The following is a 17,689-nucleotide window of genomic DNA, read 5'->3' on the forward strand; positions in this document are numbered from 1 at the left end:
CCAGTTCCCCGCGTCTTTCTCGCGGTTTCCTTTCCGGCGGTTCCGACTTTATCAGAAGTTCTGAGTCGGTTTTCCCACCCGGCTCCAGGAGCCTGTGTCCAGCACATGAAGTGCTGGGGTTCCCGGTGAGGCGGAGCCGTAAACGTACTGGAGCGGGGCGCCCCGATGCAAATCGAGGCGCCCCGCTCGGGTGAATGCTCCGACGAGGCGTCAGACCTCCACGACCACCGGGAGGATCATCGGCCGGCGGCGGTAGGTGTCCGAGACCCACTTGCCGAGGGTGCGCCGGATGAGTTGCTGCAGCTGGTGGGGCTCCACCACGCCGTCCTGGGCGGACCGCTCCAGCACTTCCGCGATCTTCGGGGTGACATCGGCGAAGGCCGAGTCCTCGATACCGGAGCCGCGCGCCTGGATGTGCGGGCCGCCGGTGATCTTGCCGGTGGAGGAGTCGACGACCACGAAGACCGAGATGATGCCCTCGTCGCCGAGGATCTTGCGGTCCTTGAGGGCCGGTTCGCCGACGTCGCCGACGGAGAGGCCGTCGACGTAGACGTATCCGGCCTGGACCTTGCCGGAGATCTTGGCCCTGCCCTCGACCAGGTCGACCACCACGCCGTCCTCGGCGATGACGATCCGGTCGTGCGGGACGCCCGTCATGGCGCCGAGCTCCGCGTTCGCCCTCAGGTGGCGCCACTCTCCGTGCACCGGCATCAGGTTCTTCGGGCGGCAGATGTTGTAGAAGTACAGCAGCTCGCCCGCGGACGCGTGACCGGAGACATGCACCTTGGCGTTGCCCTTGTGGACGACGTTGGCGCCCCAGCGGGTCAGGCCGTTGATCACGCGGTAGACCGCGTTCTCGTTTCCGGGGATCAGGGACGAGGCCAGGATGACCGTGTCCCCGTCGACGATGCGGATCTGGTGGTCGCGGTTGGCCATCCTGGACAGAGCCGCCATCGGCTCGCCCTGGGAACCGGTGCAGACCAGGACCACCTCGTGGTCGGGGAGGTCGTCGAGCGTCTTGACGTCGACGACCAGGCCCGGCGGGACCTTCAGATAGCCGAGGTCCCTCGCGATGCCCATGTTGCGGACCATGGAGCGGCCGACGAAGGCGACCCGGCGGCCGTACTCGTGGGCCGCGTCCAGGATCTGCTGGATGCGGTGGACGTGGCTGGCGAAGCTCGCCACGATGATCCGCTTACGGGCGCTCGCGAAGACCTGGCGCAGCACATTGGAGATGTCGCGCTCGTGCGGGGTGAAGCCCGGGACCTCGGCGTTCGTGGAGTCGGTGAGCAGGAGGTCGATGCCCTCCTCGCTCAGCCGCGCGAAGGCGTGCAGGTCGGTGAGACGGTTGTCCAGCGGGAGCTGGTCCATCTTGAAGTCACCGGTGTGCACCACCATGCCGGCGGGGGTGCGGATGGCGACGGCCAGCGCGTCCGGAATGGAGTGGTTGACGGCGATGAACTCGCAGTCGAAGGGCCCGATGCGCTCGCGGTTCCCCTCGGCCACCTCCAGGGTGTACGGACGGATCCGGTGCTCCTGGAGCTTGGCCTCGATCAGAGCGAGGGTCAGCTTGGAGCCGATCAGCGGGATGTCCGGCTTCTCGCGGAGCAGGAACGGGACACCGCCGATGTGGTCCTCGTGACCATGGGTGAGGACGATGCCCTCGATGTCGTCGAGGCGGTCCCGGATGGACGAGAAGTCCGGCAGGATCAGGTCGATTCCGGGCTGCTCCTCCTCGGGGAAGAGCACTCCGCAGTCGACGATCAGCAGACGGCCGCCGTACTCGAAGACCGTCATGTTTCGGCCGATCTCACCGAGACCGCCGAGCGGGGTGACCCGCAGGCCTCCTTCGGAGAGCGGCGGGGGCGGGCCGAGTTCAGGATGCGGATGACTCAAAAGACTCTCCTCACCACACACGCCACGTACCGGTCGGGCACGTGGCGCGTGAGACGTTCGTGCAGAAGCAGTTGTCGTTGTGGGTGCGGGCACCGGTGGCCCGCTTCTTCTGTTGTTCTTCAGTTGTGAAGCCCGTGTGGTGCCAAGTCTGTTGTCAGAGCTGTACCCCGCCGGCAGCAAGATCGATCTTGAGCTGGGCGATCTCCTCGGGCGAGCACTCGACCATGGGCGAGCGCAGCGGGCCCGCGGGCAGACCCTGGAGGGCGAGGGCGGCCTTGGTGGTCATGACGCCCTGGGTGCGGAACATGCCGGTGTAGACCGGGAGCAGCTTCTGGTGGATCTCGGTGGCCTTGACGACGTCGCCCGAGGTGTACGCGTCCACGAGGGCGCGCAGGTCGGGGGTGACGAGGTGGCCGACGACCGAGACGAAGCCCACCGCGCCCACCGACAGCAGCGGGAGGTTCAGCATGTCGTCGCCGGAGTACCAGGCGAGACCGGACTGGGCGATGGCCCAGCTGGCGCGGCCGAGGTCGCCCTTGGCGTCCTTGTTGGCGACGATCCGGGGGTGCTCGGCGAGCCGGACGAGCGTCTCGGTGTTGATCGGGACGCCGCTGCGGCCGGGGATGTCGTAGAGCATGACGGGCAGGCCCGTGGCGTCCGCGATCGCCGTGAAGTGCCGGTACAGGCCCTCCTGCGGGGGCTTGTTGTAGTACGGCGTGACGACGAGGAGGCCGTGGGCGCCGACCCGCTCGGCCTCGCGGGCCAGCTCCAGACTGTGGTGGGTGTCGTTGGTGCCGACGCCGGCCACGACGTGGGCGCGGTCGCCGACCGCCTCCAGTACGGCTCGTACCAGGTCCGCTTTCTCCGCGTCGGTCGTGGTGGGGGACTCGCCGGTGGTGCCGTTGATGATCAGGCCGTCGTTGCCTGCGTCCACCAGGTGGGCGGCGAGCCGCTGCGCGCCGTCGAGGTCGAGTGCGCCGTCCGCCGTGAAGGGCGTGACCATGGCGGTGAGGACCCGCCCGAAGGGGGTCTGCGGAGTCGAGGTCGGAGCCATGGGTAACACGCTACTCGGTGCTCCATGCGTGGTCTGCCCGTGGGGTGCCGGGAAAGTCAGGACAAATGCGGAGCCCGGCACTGCCTGCTCGGGGGTTCAAGCAGTGCCGGGTCCGTTTGATCAGGCTAGATGAACTTCTCCAAATGCCGCAATACGGACACTTCGCCCGGCTGATGCGTACATCCGTTCCTGGTGGGGGAACAGGGCTTCGTAGGCCTTTCTTACGGGGCCACGCGCCCGTTCGCGTTGTAGGCGGCGTACGTCAGCGGCATGAGCTGCGCCCACTGCGCCTCCATCTTCTCGCCGACCATCTCGATCTCCCGCTGCGGGAAGGACGGCACCTTGGCCAGCTCGTGCTGGGTGCGCAGGCCGAGGAAGTGCATCAGGGAGCGGGCGTTGCAGGTGGCGTACATCGACGAGTAGAGGCCCACGGGCAGGGCGGCGCGGGCGACCTCGCGGGCGACCCCCTCGGCGAGCATCTTCTGGTAGGCGGTGTACGACTGCTCGTACGACTCCCGCAGGGTGCTGCCGACGGCCTCCTGCTGGGCCGGGGTGCCCTCGACGAAGACGTATTTGCCCGGGCGGCCCTGCTGCACGAGCTTGCGGGAGGCGTCGGGCACGTAGAAGACCGGCTCCAGCTCGCGGTAGCGACCGGACTCCTCGTTGTACGACCAGCCGACCCGGTGCCGCATGAACTCGCGGAAGACGAAGATCGGGGCGCTGATGAAGAACGTCATCGAGTTGTGCTCGAACGGGCTGCCGTGCCGGTCGCGCATCAGGTAGTTGATCAGGCCCTTGGAGCGCTCGGGGTCCTTCTTCAGCTCGTCCAGGGACTGCTCTCCGGCGGTGGAGACCCGCGCGGCGAAGAGGACGTCGGCGTCGGAAGCGCTGGACTTCACGAGCTCGACGGTGACGTCACTGCGGAACGTGAGCGACTCGGGGAGCGACTCGGGGGTGGTCACGGGGGTTGGGGTCCTTCCCATCACAGCTGTGGTTCGCGCCCACCTTACGGGGCCCCCGCCCGGCCCACGCAGTACGTGGCCTCAGAACATGCCCTCGGAAAACCCACCATGGATTTTTTCCGACATGGGCACCTTTTGTGTCAATCGAGCGTCTGTATCGGTGAGAGCCGTTCGTTCGACCCCGAAAGGAGACGTACCCCCGATGTTCCGTCGGCGCGAGCCCGTACCCTTCGCCTTCCTGGCCGAGGCAGAGAGCTTCCGCAGCAATATCACTCCCCCGCCCCGTCAGCGGGCGTCGTTCGGGGAGATAGCCGGGCGTTCGCTGCTGGGACTCACCATCGTCGCGGGGCTGATAGGGGCCCTGATCCTCGGTATGCCGGCGATGTCCACGCCGTCCGATGCGCCGACGCAGCAGTCCCAGGCCTCCGAGGGACACTGACTCTTCCGGCCGCCCTCGGGTGGTGAGCGGGAACGACGGCGGATAGCCTCACCGGGCACAGCCCACGCGAGGATCGAGTGAGGATCAGCCGTGCCCCTGTCCATCCTGTCGGCCGACCGCACCTTTGAGGCCGCTTCCGAGAGCGCGCTGCCGTACGACGACCGGGAGCGCTGGCGGCGTCCCTATCGTCCGGGTCCCTGGCGTGTGGGTGTGGCGGCACTGGTGCTGCTGCTGGCCGCCTTCGTGCTGTTCGCCGCGGTCGTCATCGCCCTGACCGGCTCGGTCTCCTCCGCTGCGACGGTCCTCGTCCTGGCGCTGGTGGTCATCGCCTGCGCGCTTCGCCTGCTGCGCATGGGTGTGTGGGTGAGCAGCCGCGGACTGCGTCATGTCGGTCTTCTGGTGACGCGTACGGCGCCGTGGGCGCGGGTGCTCTCCGTGCGGACGGTGCAGCAGCCGGTGCGCTGGCTGGGACTGCCCCGCACGGTGCAGGGGCAGGCACTGACGCTCGTACGCAAGGACCGGCCGGCCGGGGACACGGCGCCGCTGCTGACGACGCACACGCTGGACTTCCTGGGCCGGCCGGCGGCGTTCGACCGGGCGGCGGACACGGTGGAGGCCTGGGCGGCGGAGTACGGGCACGGGAACGGCTGACCGCCACCGGCATACGTACGGCCTCCCCCGGAGGGGGTGCCCGGCGCCCACGCGTGCCGCCTGGGGCGCGTTCGGTCAGGCCTCGACGGGACGTCCTTCGCGCAGGGCGATGGCCCTCTGCATCGCCTTGCGGGCGCGTGGGGTGTCGCGGGCGTCGTGGTAGGCGACGGCGAGGCGGAACCAGCAGCGCCAGTCGTCCGGGGACGCCTCGGTCTCGGCCTTGCGACGGGCGAACACCTCGTCCGCCGAGTCGCGGTCGATCCGGCCGCCCGGGGTGCGCCGCAGCTCGTCCACGGGCAGTCCGCCCTCGGCGTCGAGGGCGGCGGCGAGCTGGTTGGCCTTGCGGACGAACTGGGTGTTCTTCCACAGGAACCACAGTCCGATGACCGGCAGGATCAGCACCGCCACGCCGAAGGTGACGGTGAGGACCGTGCCGGACTGGATGAGCATGATGCCGCGGCTGCCGACCAGGACGAAGTAGAAGACCAGGACGGCCGCCGTGACGAGGTAGGTGATCTTCGCGCGCATGACGTCTTCCGGCTCAGTTCAGGTCCAGGAAGTGTTCCAGGCCGAAGGTCAGGCCCGGAGTGGTCACCACGCGGCGGGCACCGAGCAGGATGCCCGGCATGAAGCTGCTGTGGTGCAGGGAGTCATGGCGGATGGTCAGGGTCTCGCCCTCGCCGCCGAGCAGTACCTCCTGGTGGGCCAGGAGGCCGCGCAGGCGGACGGCGTGGACCGGGATCCCCTCCACGTCGGCGCCCCGCGCGCCGTCCAGGGCCGTCGCCGTGGCGTCCGGTGCCGGGGCCGTGCCCGCGGCCCGGCGGGCCTCGGCGATGAGCTGAGCGGTGCGCGTGGCCGTACCGCTCGGAGCGTCCACCTTGTTCGGGTGGTGCAGCTCGACCACCTCGACCGACTCGAAGTACGGCGCGGCGATCTGCGCGAACTTCATCGTCAGCACGGCGCCGATGGAGAAGTTCGGCGCGATGAGCACACCGGTCTGCGGGGACCGGTCCAGCCAGCCCGTCAGCTGCGCGAGGCGCTCCTCGGTCCAGCCCGTCGTACCGACGACCGCGTGGATGCCGTGGCGCACGCAGAAGTCGAGGTTGTCCATGACGGAGTCGGGGGTGGTCAGCTCCACGGCGACCTGGGCGCCGGTCTCCGCCAGGGTCTGGAGCTTGTCGCCCCGGCCCAGGGCGGCGACCAGCTCCATGTCCTCGGCGGCCTCGACCGCCTTGACCGCCGCGGACCCGATCCGGCCCTTGGCACCGAGGACCGCCACGCGCAGCTTGCTCATCTTCTTCGTTCCTTACGGGAGGTGGGTCAGGCGACGGCGTCGTGCAGGCGTGCGGCCTGTTTGTCCTTCAGCGGGCCGATGACCGACAGCGACGGGCGCTGTCCCAGGATGTCGCCGGCGACCGAGCGGACCTCGTCCGGGGTGACCGCGGCTATCCGGTCCAGCATGTCGTCGACGGACATCTGCTCGCCCCAGCACAGCTCGCTCTTGCCGATACGGTTCATCAGCGCGCCGGTGTCCTCCAGGCCGAGGACGGTGGAGCCCTGGAGCTGTCCTATGGCGCGGACGATCTCGTCGTCGGTGAGGCCGTTGGCGGCGACGTGGTCGAGTTCGTCACGGCAGATCTTCAGCACGTCGTGCACCTGGCTGGGCCGGCAGCCGGCGTACACGCCGAACAGGCCGCAGTCGGCGAAGCCCGAGGTGTACGAGTACACGCTGTAGGCGAGGCCGCGCTTCTCCCGGACCTCCTGGAAGAGGCGGGAGGACATGCCGCCGCCGAGGGCGGTGTTGAGCACGCCCATGGCCCAGCGGCGGTCGTCGGTGCGGGCGAGGCCGGGCATGCCGAGGACGACATGGGCCTGCTCGGTCTTGCGGCCGAGCAGTTCGACCTTGCCGGACGTGCGGATCCTGCGGCTGCCGTCGCGCGGGGCGATCGGCTGCACGTCCAGGTTCCTGAAGGCACCCGCCTTCTCGAAGGCCGCACGGACCTGTCGTACGACCTTGGCGTGGTCGATGTTGCCGGCGCAGGCGACCACGAGGTGGGTCGGGTCGTAGTGCTTCTTGTAGAAGCGGCGGATGCGGTCGGCGGACAGGGCGTTGACCGTGTCGACCGTGCCGAGGACCGGGCGGCCGAGGGCGTTGTCGCCGAACATGGTGTGCGCGAACAGGTCGTGCACACAGTCGCCCGGGTCGTCCTCGGTCATCGCGATCTCTTCGAGGATCGCGCCGCGCTCGACGTCGACGTCCTCCTCCCGGATCAGCGAGCCGGTCAGCATGTCGCAGACGACATCGATGGCGAGCGGCAGGTCGGTGTCGAGCACGCGCGCGTAGTAGCACGTGTACTCCTTCGCCGTGAACGCGTTCATCTCGCCGCCGACGGCGTCGAGGGCGGCGGAGATGTCCAGTGCGCTGCGCCGGTGCGTGCCCTTGAAGAGCAGGTGCTCCAGGTAGTGCGTGGCGCCGTTCAGGGCCGGGGTCTCGTCGCGGGAGCCGACGTGCGCCCAGATTCCGAAGGTCGCGGAGCGGACCGAGGGCAGGGTCTCGGTGACGATGCGCAGGCCGCCCGGGAGGGTGGTCTTACGGACCGTGCCGATGCCGTTCTGGCCCTTGATGAGGGTTTGGGTACGGGCGACGGCCCGCGCCTCCGAAGAGGGGCGGGCCGTCACCTTGGAGCTACGGGACGTCACTGCTCGGCGTCGTCCTTCGCTTCGTCAGAGCCTTCCTCGCCCTCGATCACCGGGATGAGGGAGAGCTTGCCGCGGGAGTCGATCTCGGCGATCTCGACCTGGACCTTCTGGCCCACACCGAGGACGTCCTCGACGTTCTCCACGCGCTTGCCGCCGGCCAGCTTGCGGATCTGCGAGATGTGCAGCAGACCGTCCTTGCCGGGCAGCAGGGAGACGAACGCACCGAAGGTGGTCGTCTTGACGACCGTACCCAGGTAGCGCTCGCCGACCTCGGGCATCGTCGGGTTGGCGATGCCGTTGATCGTGGCGCGGGCGGCCTCCGCCGAGGGACCGTCGGCGGCACCGATGTAGATCGTGCCGTCGTCCTCGATGGTGATCTCGGCGCCCGTGTCCTCCTGGATCTGGTTGATCATCTTGCCCTTGGGGCCGATGACCTCGCCGATCTTGTCGACCGGGATCTTGACGGTGATGATCCGCGGGGCGTGCGGGCTCATCTCGTCGGGCCGGTCGATGGCCTCCATCATCACGTCGAGGATGTGCAGGCGGGCGTCGCGGGCCTGCTTGAGGGCCGCGGCCAGGACGGAGGCCGGGATGCCGTCCAGCTTGGTGTCGAGCTGGAGGGCGGTCACGAACTCCTTCGTGCCGGCGACCTTGAAGTCCATGTCACCGAAGGCGTCCTCGGCACCGAGGATGTCGGTGAGGGTGACGTAGTGCGTCTCGCCGTCGATGTCCTGGGAGATCAGACCCATGGCGATACCGGCGACGGGGGCCTTCAGCGGCACACCGGCGTTCAGCAGCGACATGGTGGAGGCGCAGACCGAGCCCATGGACGTCGAGCCGTTGGAGCTCAGCGCCTCGGAGACCTGGCGGATCGCGTAGGGGAACTCCTCGCGCGTCGGCAGGACCGGCACGAGGGCGCGCTCGGCGAGGGCGCCGTGGCCGATCTCGCGGCGCTTCGGGGAGCCGACGCGGCCGGTCTCACCGGTGGAGTACGGCGGGAAGTTGTAGTTGTGCATGTAGCGCTTGCGGGTCACCGGGGAGAGGGTGTCCAGCTGCTGCTCCATGCGGAGCATGTTGAGGGTGGTGACGCCCAGGATCTGGGTCTCGCCACGCTCGAACACCGCGGAGCCGTGCACCCGCGGGATGGCCTCGACCTCGGCGGCCAGCGTGCGGATGTCGGTGACACCGCGGCCGTCGATGCGCTTCTTCTCCTTGATCACACGCTCGCGGACCAGCTGCTTGGTGAGCGAGCGGTACGCGGCGGAGATCTCCTTCTCGCGGCCCTCGAACTCCGGCAGGAGCTTCTCGGCGGCGAGACCCTTGACGCGGTCCAGCTCGGCCTCGCGCTCCTGCTTGCCGGCGATGGTGAGCGCCTGGGCCAGCTCGGGGCGGACGGCGGCCGTCAGGGCCTCGAAGACGTCGTCCTGGTAGTCCAGGAAGATCGGGAACTCGCCGGTCGGCTTGGCGGCCTTCGCGGCGAGGTCCGCCTGGGCGCGGCACAGGACCTTGATGAAGGGCTTCGCGGCCTCCAGACCGGCGGCGACGACCTCCTCGGTCGGCGCCTCGGAGCCGCTCTCGACGAGCTTGATGGTGCCCTCGGTGGCCTCGGCCTCGACCATCATGATCGCGACGTCGCCGTCCTCCAGGACACGGCCGGCGACGACCATGTCGAAGACGGCGTCCTCCAGCTCGGTGTGCGTCGGGAAGGCGACCCACTGGCCGCGGATCAGCGCGACGCGGACGCCGCCGATCGGGCCGGAGAAGGGCAGACCGGCCAGCTGGGTGGACGCGGAGGCGGCGTTGATCGCCACGACGTCGTACAGGTGGTCGGGGTTGAGCGCCATGATCGTGGCGACGACCTGGATCTCGTTGCGCAGGCCCTTCTTGAAGGACGGGCGCAGCGGACGGTCGATGAGACGGCAGGTGAGGATGGCGTCCTCGGAGGGACGGCCCTCACGGCGGAAGAAGGAACCGGGGATCTTCCCGGCCGCGTACATCCGCTCCTCGACGTCCACCGTCAGCGGGAAGAAGTCGAGCTGGTCCTTGGGGTTCTTGGAGGCGGTGGTGGCCGACAGCACCATGGTGTCGTCGTCCAGGTACGCCACGGCGGAGCCGGCGGCCTGCTTGGCCAGGCGGCCCGTCTCGAAGCGGATCGTGCGGGTGCCGAAGGGGCCGTTGTCGATGACGGCCTCGGCGTAGTGGGTCTCGTTCTCCACTAGCGTTTTCTCCGTTACATATCGTCTTTCGTCCCTTGGCTGCCCGTGTGGCAGGGGGACGGTGGCGGAGAAGCGCGCCGTCTGGTGCGGGCCGGTCTTCGATCGAAGCACCCGGGGTTCGCTTCCCCCCGGGGGCCACTACCGAGGACCGGCGGCGGCGAGGTGCGCTTCTCCTCGTTCGTTGTCGTGCGTTGTCGTGCTGTGTCGTACGTACTGCGTTTTGCTACCACACTACAAAGCGTGAGTGACACTCCGCACGTTTCCGCATGTACGACGAAGGGAGCGGCCCCGGGTGTGCTACCGGGAACCGCTCCCTGTCATGGCGTCTTACTTGGCGCCCGCCGCACCGCGGCGGATGCCGAGGCGGTCGACCAGCGCACGGAAGCGCTGGATGTCCTTCTTCGCCAGGTACTGGAGAAGGCGGCGGCGCTGACCGACGAGGATCAGCAGGCCACGACGGGAGTGGTGGTCGTGCTTGTGGGTCTTGAGGTGCTCCGTCAGGTCGGAGATCCGGCGGGAGAGCAGAGCGACCTGGACCTCGGGGGAGCCGGTGTCACCCTCCTTGGTACCGAACTCGGACATGATCTGCTTCTTCGTAGCGGCGTCGAGCGACACGCGTACTCCTCATTAGTCTGTTGAGTGCCACCGAGTGCCCCCGGTCTACATCTCGGGGAAGCTTCCGTTACTCGGGAGGCGGGGTCCGTCGGGCGCGGCCAGCCAGAGCCGTGGCTCCAGGGGTGCGTACACGAACGGCCGTCACTCAGGGTACCAGCACGTGGCCGGCATCTTTCCCCGGGTTCTGAAACCGCCCAGGTGGGACGCGAGCGGCCACTAGGGTGAGCGCCGGACCGTACTCACGCCGGAAAGGGATCACTGCACCATGACGGAGACGGAAGCGGAGATCAAGGCGCGCAAGGAGCGGGAGCGGGACGAGCTGTACGCGCTCGACATCTCGGGCGTCGAGTGGCACGGCGCGCCGGGGACCGAGGAGCACGAGGAGCGGGTCGAGATCGCGTATCTGCCCGACGGGGCGGTGGCGATGCGTTCCTCGCTCGACCACGGCACGGTGCTGCGGTACACCGAGGCGGAGTGGCGGGCGTTCGTGCTGGGGGCCCGGGACGGGGAGTTCGATCTGCAGCCGATGCCGCACGACGGAGAGCCCGACGCGCGGTGACACACCGTTGGGGAAAGCGGTGACACACCGTTGCAGAAGGGGGCGGCACGCGTGCGTGCCGCCCCCTTGCGCGTGTCAGTGCTGGAGCAGCCCCGCGGTGCCCACGCCGATCACCGACAGGACCGGGTCCTTCGAATGGACGTCGTCCTGTTCGAGCGAGCGGTGAGCGAAGAAGACACGGCCCTGCTCATAGATGATGTCCGACTCATCTGGATTGTCGATCTGGGTGTCGTCCTCCGGAAGCTGGAACAGGAGGTACGGGGTCTCCTTGTTCGTGCGGAGGTTCCAGTCCACTACGGCCGAGGGCTGGATGGCGTCCAGGCTCTTGCGGTAGATGATCAGGTCGTCACCGTTCATACGGACCGGGAGAACCGACTGGGCCATACGGCCCTCGAACGTAGCGACAGCGGTGCCCTTCTTGACGTCGAAGGCCGTGATCTTGTTCTGCGGCTTCGCGATGTCGTCGCCGTCCTTGCTCATGACGAAGATCCGGTCGCGGCCGACCACCATGCCGTAGCACTTGGCGACGATGCCGAAGTACATGTCGTCGCTGCACTGGGGCTCGTATTTCGTCATCGAGATCCGGGCCTGCTCCTCGCCGGTCCCGGAGTCCAGCGTGATCAGGTCGGTGATGGCGTAGTCCCCCGCCTCCACGGCGAGCACGGGCGGGTCGGCGGACGGCAGGTAGACCTGCTTGATGCCTTTGCTGACCGAGTACCGCCACAGGGTCTTGCCGGTGCGCGGGTCCAGCTTCTCCACCCGGTAGGTGGTGTCCTCCCATTCGCCGCACTTGACGAGGGCCAGCAGGGCCCGTCCGCCCGCGTAGCCGTTGTCGTGGCACTGGGACGAGGCGACCGTGGTGTTCCACAGCTGCTTGCCGTCGGCCATGTCGTACGCCACCGACCCGAGGTCCCAGGCGATGGCCACGACGCCCTGGGTCAGCGCGATGTTGGTGTTGGTGACGTAGGCGAAGTCGGCGGACGGCATCTTCTTCTGCCAGAGCTTCTTGCCGGTGTCGAGGTCGACCATGACCACCTCGTCGCAGACGCCGTTCTTGCCGGAGGACTTGGCGCGTGCGGGCTGCACGACGACCGCGGTACGGCCGTCGGCGGTGACGTCGCGGCTGGTGGCGCAGACATGGCCGTCGAGCTGGAGGCTCCAGGTCTTCGCGTCCCAGTCGGGATGGGGCTCGATCCTGTAGCCCTCGATGTGGTCGGCGACGGCCCGGGCGAGGATCTTGCCCGTGGCCCAAGTGCCGGGTGCGAGTCGCTGCTTATTGCCGGTGAGGCCATTCTCCTCGTGCTTCACGACGGTCTGGCCCTCCGGTGAGACGGGGGCCTTCTCCACGGTCTCGCGTATGGCGTCCGGGGCCTGCGCGACCGCCTTGGCGTCGGTCCGCCCCTTGGTGTGTCCGCCCGAGCCGTACCAGATCAGACCCGCGCCGAGGCAGGCGAGGACGACCACCGCCGCGACGATCCCTCCGAGGACGCGTCTACGCCGTCTGGACCGGGAGTCGCCGGCGGCCAGGGCCGACTGGGTGTACATGGACGAGGGTGGTCCGAAGCCCACGGTGAGGCACTCCCCTTCGCGAGAGCTGTACGTCGTCTTGGCTGTGCGCCGCCGGGCGGCTTCGGGGCTGCTCCGGTCGCAGAAGCAGGGGCGCCCGATGGCGACTTGGCGAGCTGCGAGGAGGCGGATCGGCGACGGAGGCGCGTGCCGGACCCGCTTCAGGCAGCACCTTGCGCCTCTCCCGTACTCGTCCCCCGCTTGCGGCAAGCGCGCCGCTCAAGCATTCGTTTTCGCAATGCCGTCACTCTAGTAAACGGGTCCCACAGCCCCAACCGGCCTGTGGGCGAACTCCGCTCCTGCCGCCGGATGGACGGAACTGCCCCTTCCTGTCCCCTTTGCTCACGGGAGCAAAGCTCTCCTATTTGTCACTTTCCAGTTGATTGATCCGTCATTTTCCCCCGCCAAGTCGCGTGACCGGAGGGGCGGTTCGGGATGCTTGGGCATGTGCTCGGGGACGGGCGGGCCTGCCGAGGTACGGCTCGTGATGATTAGGCTGGGAGAGGGCGCGATGGCACGACCCGTCGACCGGTCGTCGGTGCCCCAGGGGGAGAGCCGTCGGATCGGACTGCCCCGCACGACTACGGACGACTCGGAACCAGACGACATGGTCGCCTCGGCACGGCATGAGGGTGCTCGACCACACCAGGAGGAACTGTGAGCAGCGATCGGGACGGGATGCGCGGGGGCTGGGCCACACCCGGCGATGACCAACCCGACGCGGAGGCCTTGGACACCACCGGCGAGTTCACCATCGACTACGCACCACCCGCCTGGTACACGCAGAACGCGCCGGATCCGTCCGACGACGCGTCCGGCTCCTCCGGTACCTCGGGTGTCCCTGGGGCGAACAGCTCCGGCGACCCGGGCGGCCCTGCCGCGTCCGCGGTGCCGTCGTACCCGTCGAACACGCCGGTGCCGGGACCGGCTCCGCAGCCGCCCGCCGCCCACCCCTACGCGACCCCGCCGCAGGGAACTCCGCACGATCCGCGGCAGGGTGCCCCCTTCGCACCGCCGCAGGGCGCCCCCTTCGCACCGCCGCAGGGGACTCCGTACACGCCGCCCCAGGGCACCGCGTACGCACCGCCGCCTCCGCCCCCGCCGGCCCAGGGCGCGCCCTATGCCGCGCCCGTGCCGCCCGCGCCGCCCACCGGGGGCCCAGTGTCGATGCCGAGGCTGCCGGACGGCTTCGAGCTGCAGCGGCCGCAGTCCGCCCCCCAGGTCCAGCCGGAGGCGTCCACCGCCCCGGCCGCCGCGGTCGAGCCGGAGACGGGCAGCGGGGACCTGGAGAGCGGGGCCACCATGCGCTTCTCCGCCGTCGCCCTGAAGCGTGAGATGGCCGAGATCGCCGAGCGCGCGGGGGTGGCCGCGCAGGAGGCCGAATCCGGCGACGAAGGCTCCGAGGACTCCGGCGAGGGTTCCGCCGAAGGCTCTGTGGAGGGCGCCGCGGAGGGCGCCGCGGAGGTTTCGGGTACGGGCTCGGCCGACCAGCCGGCCGACGGTGCCAGCGGTGCCGGTGGCACCGGTGCCGGTGCCGAAGGTGACGCGTCCGAGCAGTCCGCCGAGGACGGATCCGGGCACGAGAGCGCGGGTGACGAGGAAACGGACCGGGGCGAAGACGAGGCCGAGAACACGGCGGAGAGCGCGGACACCGGCGAGGACGACGCCGTTCGCGACGCCACGGACGCGGCCGACGCCCGGGAGGGCTCCATCGCCGACGCCGAGTCCGAGGACACCGAGTCCAAGGACGCCGAGCCCGGCCACGGCAGTCCCGAAGACGCCCGTCCCGGCGACGCGCAGCCCGAGGACGCGCAGTCCCTCGACTCCCGGTCCGACGACGGTGCCTCCGCCGCCCCCGAGCCCACCGACGCCGTCGTGGCCGAGGCCGCCGCCCAGGACAGCGCGTCCCCGATGGACGCGCCGGAGGATGCCATCCCGGCGCAGGCCCCCGTCCCGCCCGCCCCTGAGGACGCCCGGCCCGCCTGGTCGCCGCCGCCCGCGCCGCCGAGCGGGATGCCCCCGCTGCCGCCCTCCTACCAGCCCGCAGCGCCCGCTCCGGCGGCCCAGTGGCCGGGCCAGCCGCAGCCTGCCGCGCCCCAGCAGCCCGGCCCCGTGCCCGGCCGGCCACAGCCGGCGGCCGCGCAGGGGCCCGGCGGTGCGCCCGGACAGCAGCCGCCTTTCCACCCGCAGGCCCCGCAGCCCGCGCCGGCCGCCTGGAACCAGCCGCCGGCCCCGACCGGACCCGCCGCACCGGGTGGCTACGGCTTCCCGCAGCCGCCTGTCCCCCAACCGCCGACGCCCAACGCGCCCACTCCGCCGAGCGGTTACGGCTTCCCGCAGCCCCCCGAGGCCCAGCCGCCGGTCCCCAACGGGCCCACCCCGCCCGGCGGTTACGGCTTCCCGCATCCCGGCACCACCCCCAACGCCCAGCCCCAGCCGGGCGGTTACGGCTTCCCGCAGCCGCCGCAGCACCCGGACGGTGCGCCCGTGGCCGAGGGCCCGCAAGCACCGCAGCCCCCGCAGTTCCCTCAGCCCCCGCAGGCGCCTCAGGCCCCGCAGGCCGCCCCGCAGGCCCCGCAGCCTCCGCAGGCCCCGCAGGCCCCGCAGCCTCCGCAGGCCCCGCAGGCCCCGCAGCCTCCGCAGGCCCCGCAGGCCCCGCAGGCCCCGCACGCGCCGGTCGATCCGCGGACCGGGGCCGCGTGGCCGCAGGCCGTGCAGCACGACCAGCGGCAGCCGACCAACCCCGGTGCCGCGCCGCTCGGTTACACCGCCGCCGTGGAGCTTTCCGCCGACCGGCTGATCAACAAGAAGCAGAAGGCGAAGAGCGGGCGGCCCACCGCGGCATCCAGCCGTTTCAAGCTCGGCGGGAAGAAGGAGGAAGCCGAGCGACTGCGCAAGCTGGAGCTGATCCGCACGCCGGTGCTGTCCTGCTACCGGATCGCGGTCATCAGCCTCAAGGGCGGCGTGGGCAAGACCACCACGACCACCGCGCTCGGCGCCACCCTGGCCACCGAGCGCCAGGACAAGATCCTCGCGATCGACGCCAACCCGGACGCCGGTACGCTCGGGCGGCGCGTGCGCCGGGAGACCGGCGCCACCATCCGTGACCTGGTGCAGGCGATCCCGTACCTGAACTCCTACATGGACATCCGGCGGTTCACCTCACAGGCGCCCTCCGGTCTGGAGATCATCGCCAACGATGTGGACCCGGCGGTCTCGACCACGTTCAACGACGAGGACTACCGGCGTGCGATAGACGTGCTCGGCCGCCAGTACCCGGTCATCCTGACCGACTCCGGCACCGGCCTGCTGTACAGCGCGATGCGTGGCGTGCTCGATCTCGCCGACCAGCTGATCATCATCTCCACGCCGTCCGTGGACGGTGCGAGCAGCGCCAGTACGACGCTGGACTGGCTCTCCGCGCACGGGTACGCCGACCTGGTCTCGCGGTCCCTCACCGTGATCTCCGGGGTGCGCGAGACCGGCAAGATGATCAAGGTCGAGGACATCGTGTCCCACTTCGAGACGCGCACCCGCGGGGTCGTGGTCGTGCCCTTCGACGAGCATCTGGCCGCCGGTGCCGAGGTCGACCTCGACATGATGCGGCCGCGGACGCGCGAGGCGTACTTCAACCTCGCGGCCATGGTCGCCGAGGACTTCGTACGCCACCAGCAGTCGCACGGGCTGTGGACCAGTGACGGCAACCCGCCGCCGGTGGCCGCCCCGCCGATGCCGGGCCAGCCCATGCCGGGCCAGCCGTACCCCCAGGCCCTCGGCCCGGACCTGTACGGCGGTCCGCCGCAGCAGCCCTACCCGGGACAGCCGGGGCAGCAGCCGTACCCGCCGCAGGCCCCCGGCCAGCCGTACCCGCCGCAGCAGGGCTACCCGCAGCCGCCCCAGCCTCCCCAGCAGTAGGACCGCATGACGAAGGGCGGCCGGTGCGTTCTCCGCACCGGCCGCCCTTCGCTTGCCGCTTGCCGCTTGCCGTATGCCGGCCGGGAAGAGCCCTACTCGTCCGCGGCGATGATCTCGCGGCACCGCTTCACGTCCGCGGCGATCTGCTCCAGCAGGGCGTCCAGCGAGTCGAACTTCGCCTGGCCGCGGACGTACGCGAGGAAGTCGACGGCGACGTGCAGGCCGTACAGGTCGAGGCCGACACGGTCGATGGCGTACGCCTCCACCGTGCGCTCGGTGCCGTCGAACTGCGGGTTCGTGCCGACGGAGATCGCGGCCGGCATGGCCTCGCCCGCGACGTGCAGATAGCCGGCGTACACGCCGTCGGCGGGGATGGCGGTGTGCGGGAGGGTCTCGACGTTGGCCGTCGGGAAGCCCATGTCGCGGCCGCGCTGGGCGCCGCGCACGACCACGCCCTCGACGCGGTGCGGCCGGCCCAGGATCTCGCGGGCGCCCTCGACATCGCCCTCGGCGACCAGGCGGCGGGTCAGGGTCGAGGAGAACGGCAGACCGCCGCCCGCCTCGCCGGTGACGTACAGGTCGATGAGCTCGACCTCGAAGTCGTAGACCTTGCCCTGCTCGGTGAGGAAGTCGACGTTGCCGGCGGCCTTGTGGCCGAAGCGGAAGTTCGGGCCCTCGACGACCGCCTTCGCGTGCAACTTGTCCACCAGCACCTTCACCACGAACTCGGCGGGCGAGAGCTTGGAGAATTCGGTGGTGAACGGGAGGATGAGGACCGCGTCCACGCCCAGGCCGGCCATCAGCTCGGCCCGGCGGTGGTGCGGGGCGAGCAGCGGCGGGTGGCTGCCGGGGCGGACGACCTCGCTGGGGTGCGGGTCGAAGGTGACGACGACGGCCGGGACGCCCAGCTCACGGGCGCGGTCCACGGCGTGCTTGATGATCAGCTGGTGGCCGCGGTGGACGCCGTCGTAGGAACCGATGGTGACGACGCTGCGCCCCCAGTCCTGGGGGATGTCCTCCAAGCCACGCCAGCGCTGCACTGTGACCGCTCCTCGAACCCGTGTCCATATCGACTCTTAAGACTTGCGCAGGTCTAAGGGTGCCACGCCGGGTCCC

The 17,689-nt window shown here is 70.0% G+C and carries 14 protein-coding genes; 4 read left to right on the plus strand and 10 right to left on the minus strand.

Going from position 1 to position 17,689, the window contains the following annotated elements:
* Positions 1–210: 210 nt before the first annotated feature.
* From IE277_RS25775 to thyX, 3 genes are all read right to left on the minus strand, one after another.
* The gene (locus tag IE277_RS25775; protein WP_189956085.1) at positions 211–1,896 is read right to left on the minus strand and encodes a ribonuclease J; all 1,686 of its coding nucleotides are present in this window, start codon (positions 1,894–1,896) and stop codon (positions 211–213) included.
* Positions 1,897–2,050: 154 nt separating this feature from the next.
* Positions 2,051–2,950, minus strand: coding sequence for a 4-hydroxy-tetrahydrodipicolinate synthase (dapA, locus tag IE277_RS25780; protein WP_189956086.1), 900 nt, complete (start codon positions 2,948–2,950; stop codon positions 2,051–2,053).
* Between the two features lie 221 nt (positions 2,951–3,171).
* Positions 3,172–3,933, minus strand: coding sequence for an FAD-dependent thymidylate synthase (gene thyX, locus IE277_RS25785; RefSeq protein ID WP_189956087.1), 762 nt, complete (start codon positions 3,931–3,933; stop codon positions 3,172–3,174).
* A 181-nt stretch (positions 3,934–4,114) separates the two neighbouring features.
* Here thyX and IE277_RS25790 point away from each other — a divergent pair, with 181 nt between their 5' ends.
* Both IE277_RS25790 and IE277_RS25795 read left to right on the plus strand, forming a co-directional pair.
* The gene (locus tag IE277_RS25790) at positions 4,115–4,351 is read left to right on the plus strand and encodes a hypothetical protein (protein WP_189956088.1); all 237 of its coding nucleotides are present in this window, start codon (positions 4,115–4,117) and stop codon (positions 4,349–4,351) included.
* 90 nt (positions 4,352–4,441) lie between these two features.
* The gene (locus tag IE277_RS25795) at positions 4,442–5,002 is read left to right on the plus strand and encodes an SCO5741 family PH domain-containing membrane protein (protein ID WP_189956089.1); all 561 of its coding nucleotides are present in this window, start codon (positions 4,442–4,444) and stop codon (positions 5,000–5,002) included.
* A 75-nt stretch (positions 5,003–5,077) separates the two neighbouring features.
* Here the strand turns inward: IE277_RS25795 and IE277_RS25800 are convergent, their stop codons facing one another.
* The 5 genes from IE277_RS25800 to rpsO all read right to left on the minus strand — a co-directional run bounded on the left by IE277_RS25800 (position 5,078) and on the right by rpsO (position 10,533).
* Positions 5,078–5,530 carry a tetratricopeptide repeat protein gene (locus IE277_RS25800; RefSeq protein WP_189956090.1) on the minus strand — a complete coding sequence of 151 codons (453 nt, stop codon included), beginning with the start codon at positions 5,528–5,530 and terminating at the stop codon, positions 5,078–5,080.
* Positions 5,531–5,543: 13 nt separating this feature from the next.
* Positions 5,544–6,296: a 4-hydroxy-tetrahydrodipicolinate reductase gene (dapB, locus tag IE277_RS25805; protein ID WP_189956091.1), complete on the minus strand. Its 753-nt coding sequence runs from the start codon at positions 6,294–6,296 to the stop codon at positions 5,544–5,546.
* Positions 6,297–6,322: 26 nt separating this feature from the next.
* Positions 6,323–7,702 (minus strand): M16 family metallopeptidase, encoded by a 1,380-nt coding sequence (locus IE277_RS25810; protein ID WP_189956092.1) that lies wholly within the window; start codon positions 7,700–7,702, stop codon positions 6,323–6,325.
* Positions 7,699–9,918 (minus strand): polyribonucleotide nucleotidyltransferase, encoded by a 2,220-nt coding sequence (locus IE277_RS25815; protein WP_189956093.1) that lies wholly within the window; start codon positions 9,916–9,918, stop codon positions 7,699–7,701. The genes IE277_RS25810 and IE277_RS25815 overlap by 4 nt, the downstream gene beginning before the upstream one ends.
* 327 nt (positions 9,919–10,245) lie before the next feature.
* Positions 10,246–10,533, minus strand: coding sequence for a 30S ribosomal protein S15 (gene rpsO, locus IE277_RS25820; protein ID WP_010042739.1), 288 nt, complete (start codon positions 10,531–10,533; stop codon positions 10,246–10,248).
* A gap of 265 nt (positions 10,534–10,798) precedes the next feature.
* On the opposite strand from rpsO, the gene IE277_RS25825 reads away from it, so the two are divergent.
* On the plus strand, positions 10,799–11,092 hold the full coding sequence (locus IE277_RS25825) for a DUF397 domain-containing protein (RefSeq protein WP_189956094.1): 294 nt from the start codon (positions 10,799–10,801) through the stop codon (positions 11,090–11,092).
* Positions 11,093–11,167: 75 nt separating this feature from the next.
* Here the strand turns inward: IE277_RS25825 and IE277_RS25830 are convergent, their stop codons facing one another.
* The gene (locus IE277_RS25830) at positions 11,168–12,637 is read right to left on the minus strand and encodes an outer membrane protein assembly factor BamB family protein (RefSeq protein ID WP_229881961.1); all 1,470 of its coding nucleotides are present in this window, start codon (positions 12,635–12,637) and stop codon (positions 11,168–11,170) included.
* A gap of 678 nt (positions 12,638–13,315) precedes the next feature.
* Here IE277_RS25830 and IE277_RS25835 point away from each other — a divergent pair.
* A complete protein-coding gene (locus IE277_RS25835) occupies positions 13,316–16,573 on the plus strand; it encodes an SCO5717 family growth-regulating ATPase (RefSeq protein ID WP_229881962.1) in 3,258 nt (1,085 codons plus the stop codon).
* Positions 16,574–16,665: 92 nt separating this feature from the next.
* Here the strand turns inward: IE277_RS25835 and IE277_RS25840 are convergent, their stop codons facing one another.
* Positions 16,666–17,613: a bifunctional riboflavin kinase/FAD synthetase gene (locus tag IE277_RS25840; protein WP_189956096.1), complete on the minus strand. Its 948-nt coding sequence runs from the start codon at positions 17,611–17,613 to the stop codon at positions 16,666–16,668.
* Positions 17,614–17,689: the final 76 nt, after the last annotated feature.

Origin of the sequence: Streptomyces alanosinicus (assembly GCF_014650595.1) — a bacterium.
Lineage (GTDB): Bacteria > Actinomycetota > Actinomycetes > Streptomycetales > Streptomycetaceae > Streptomyces > Streptomyces alanosinicus.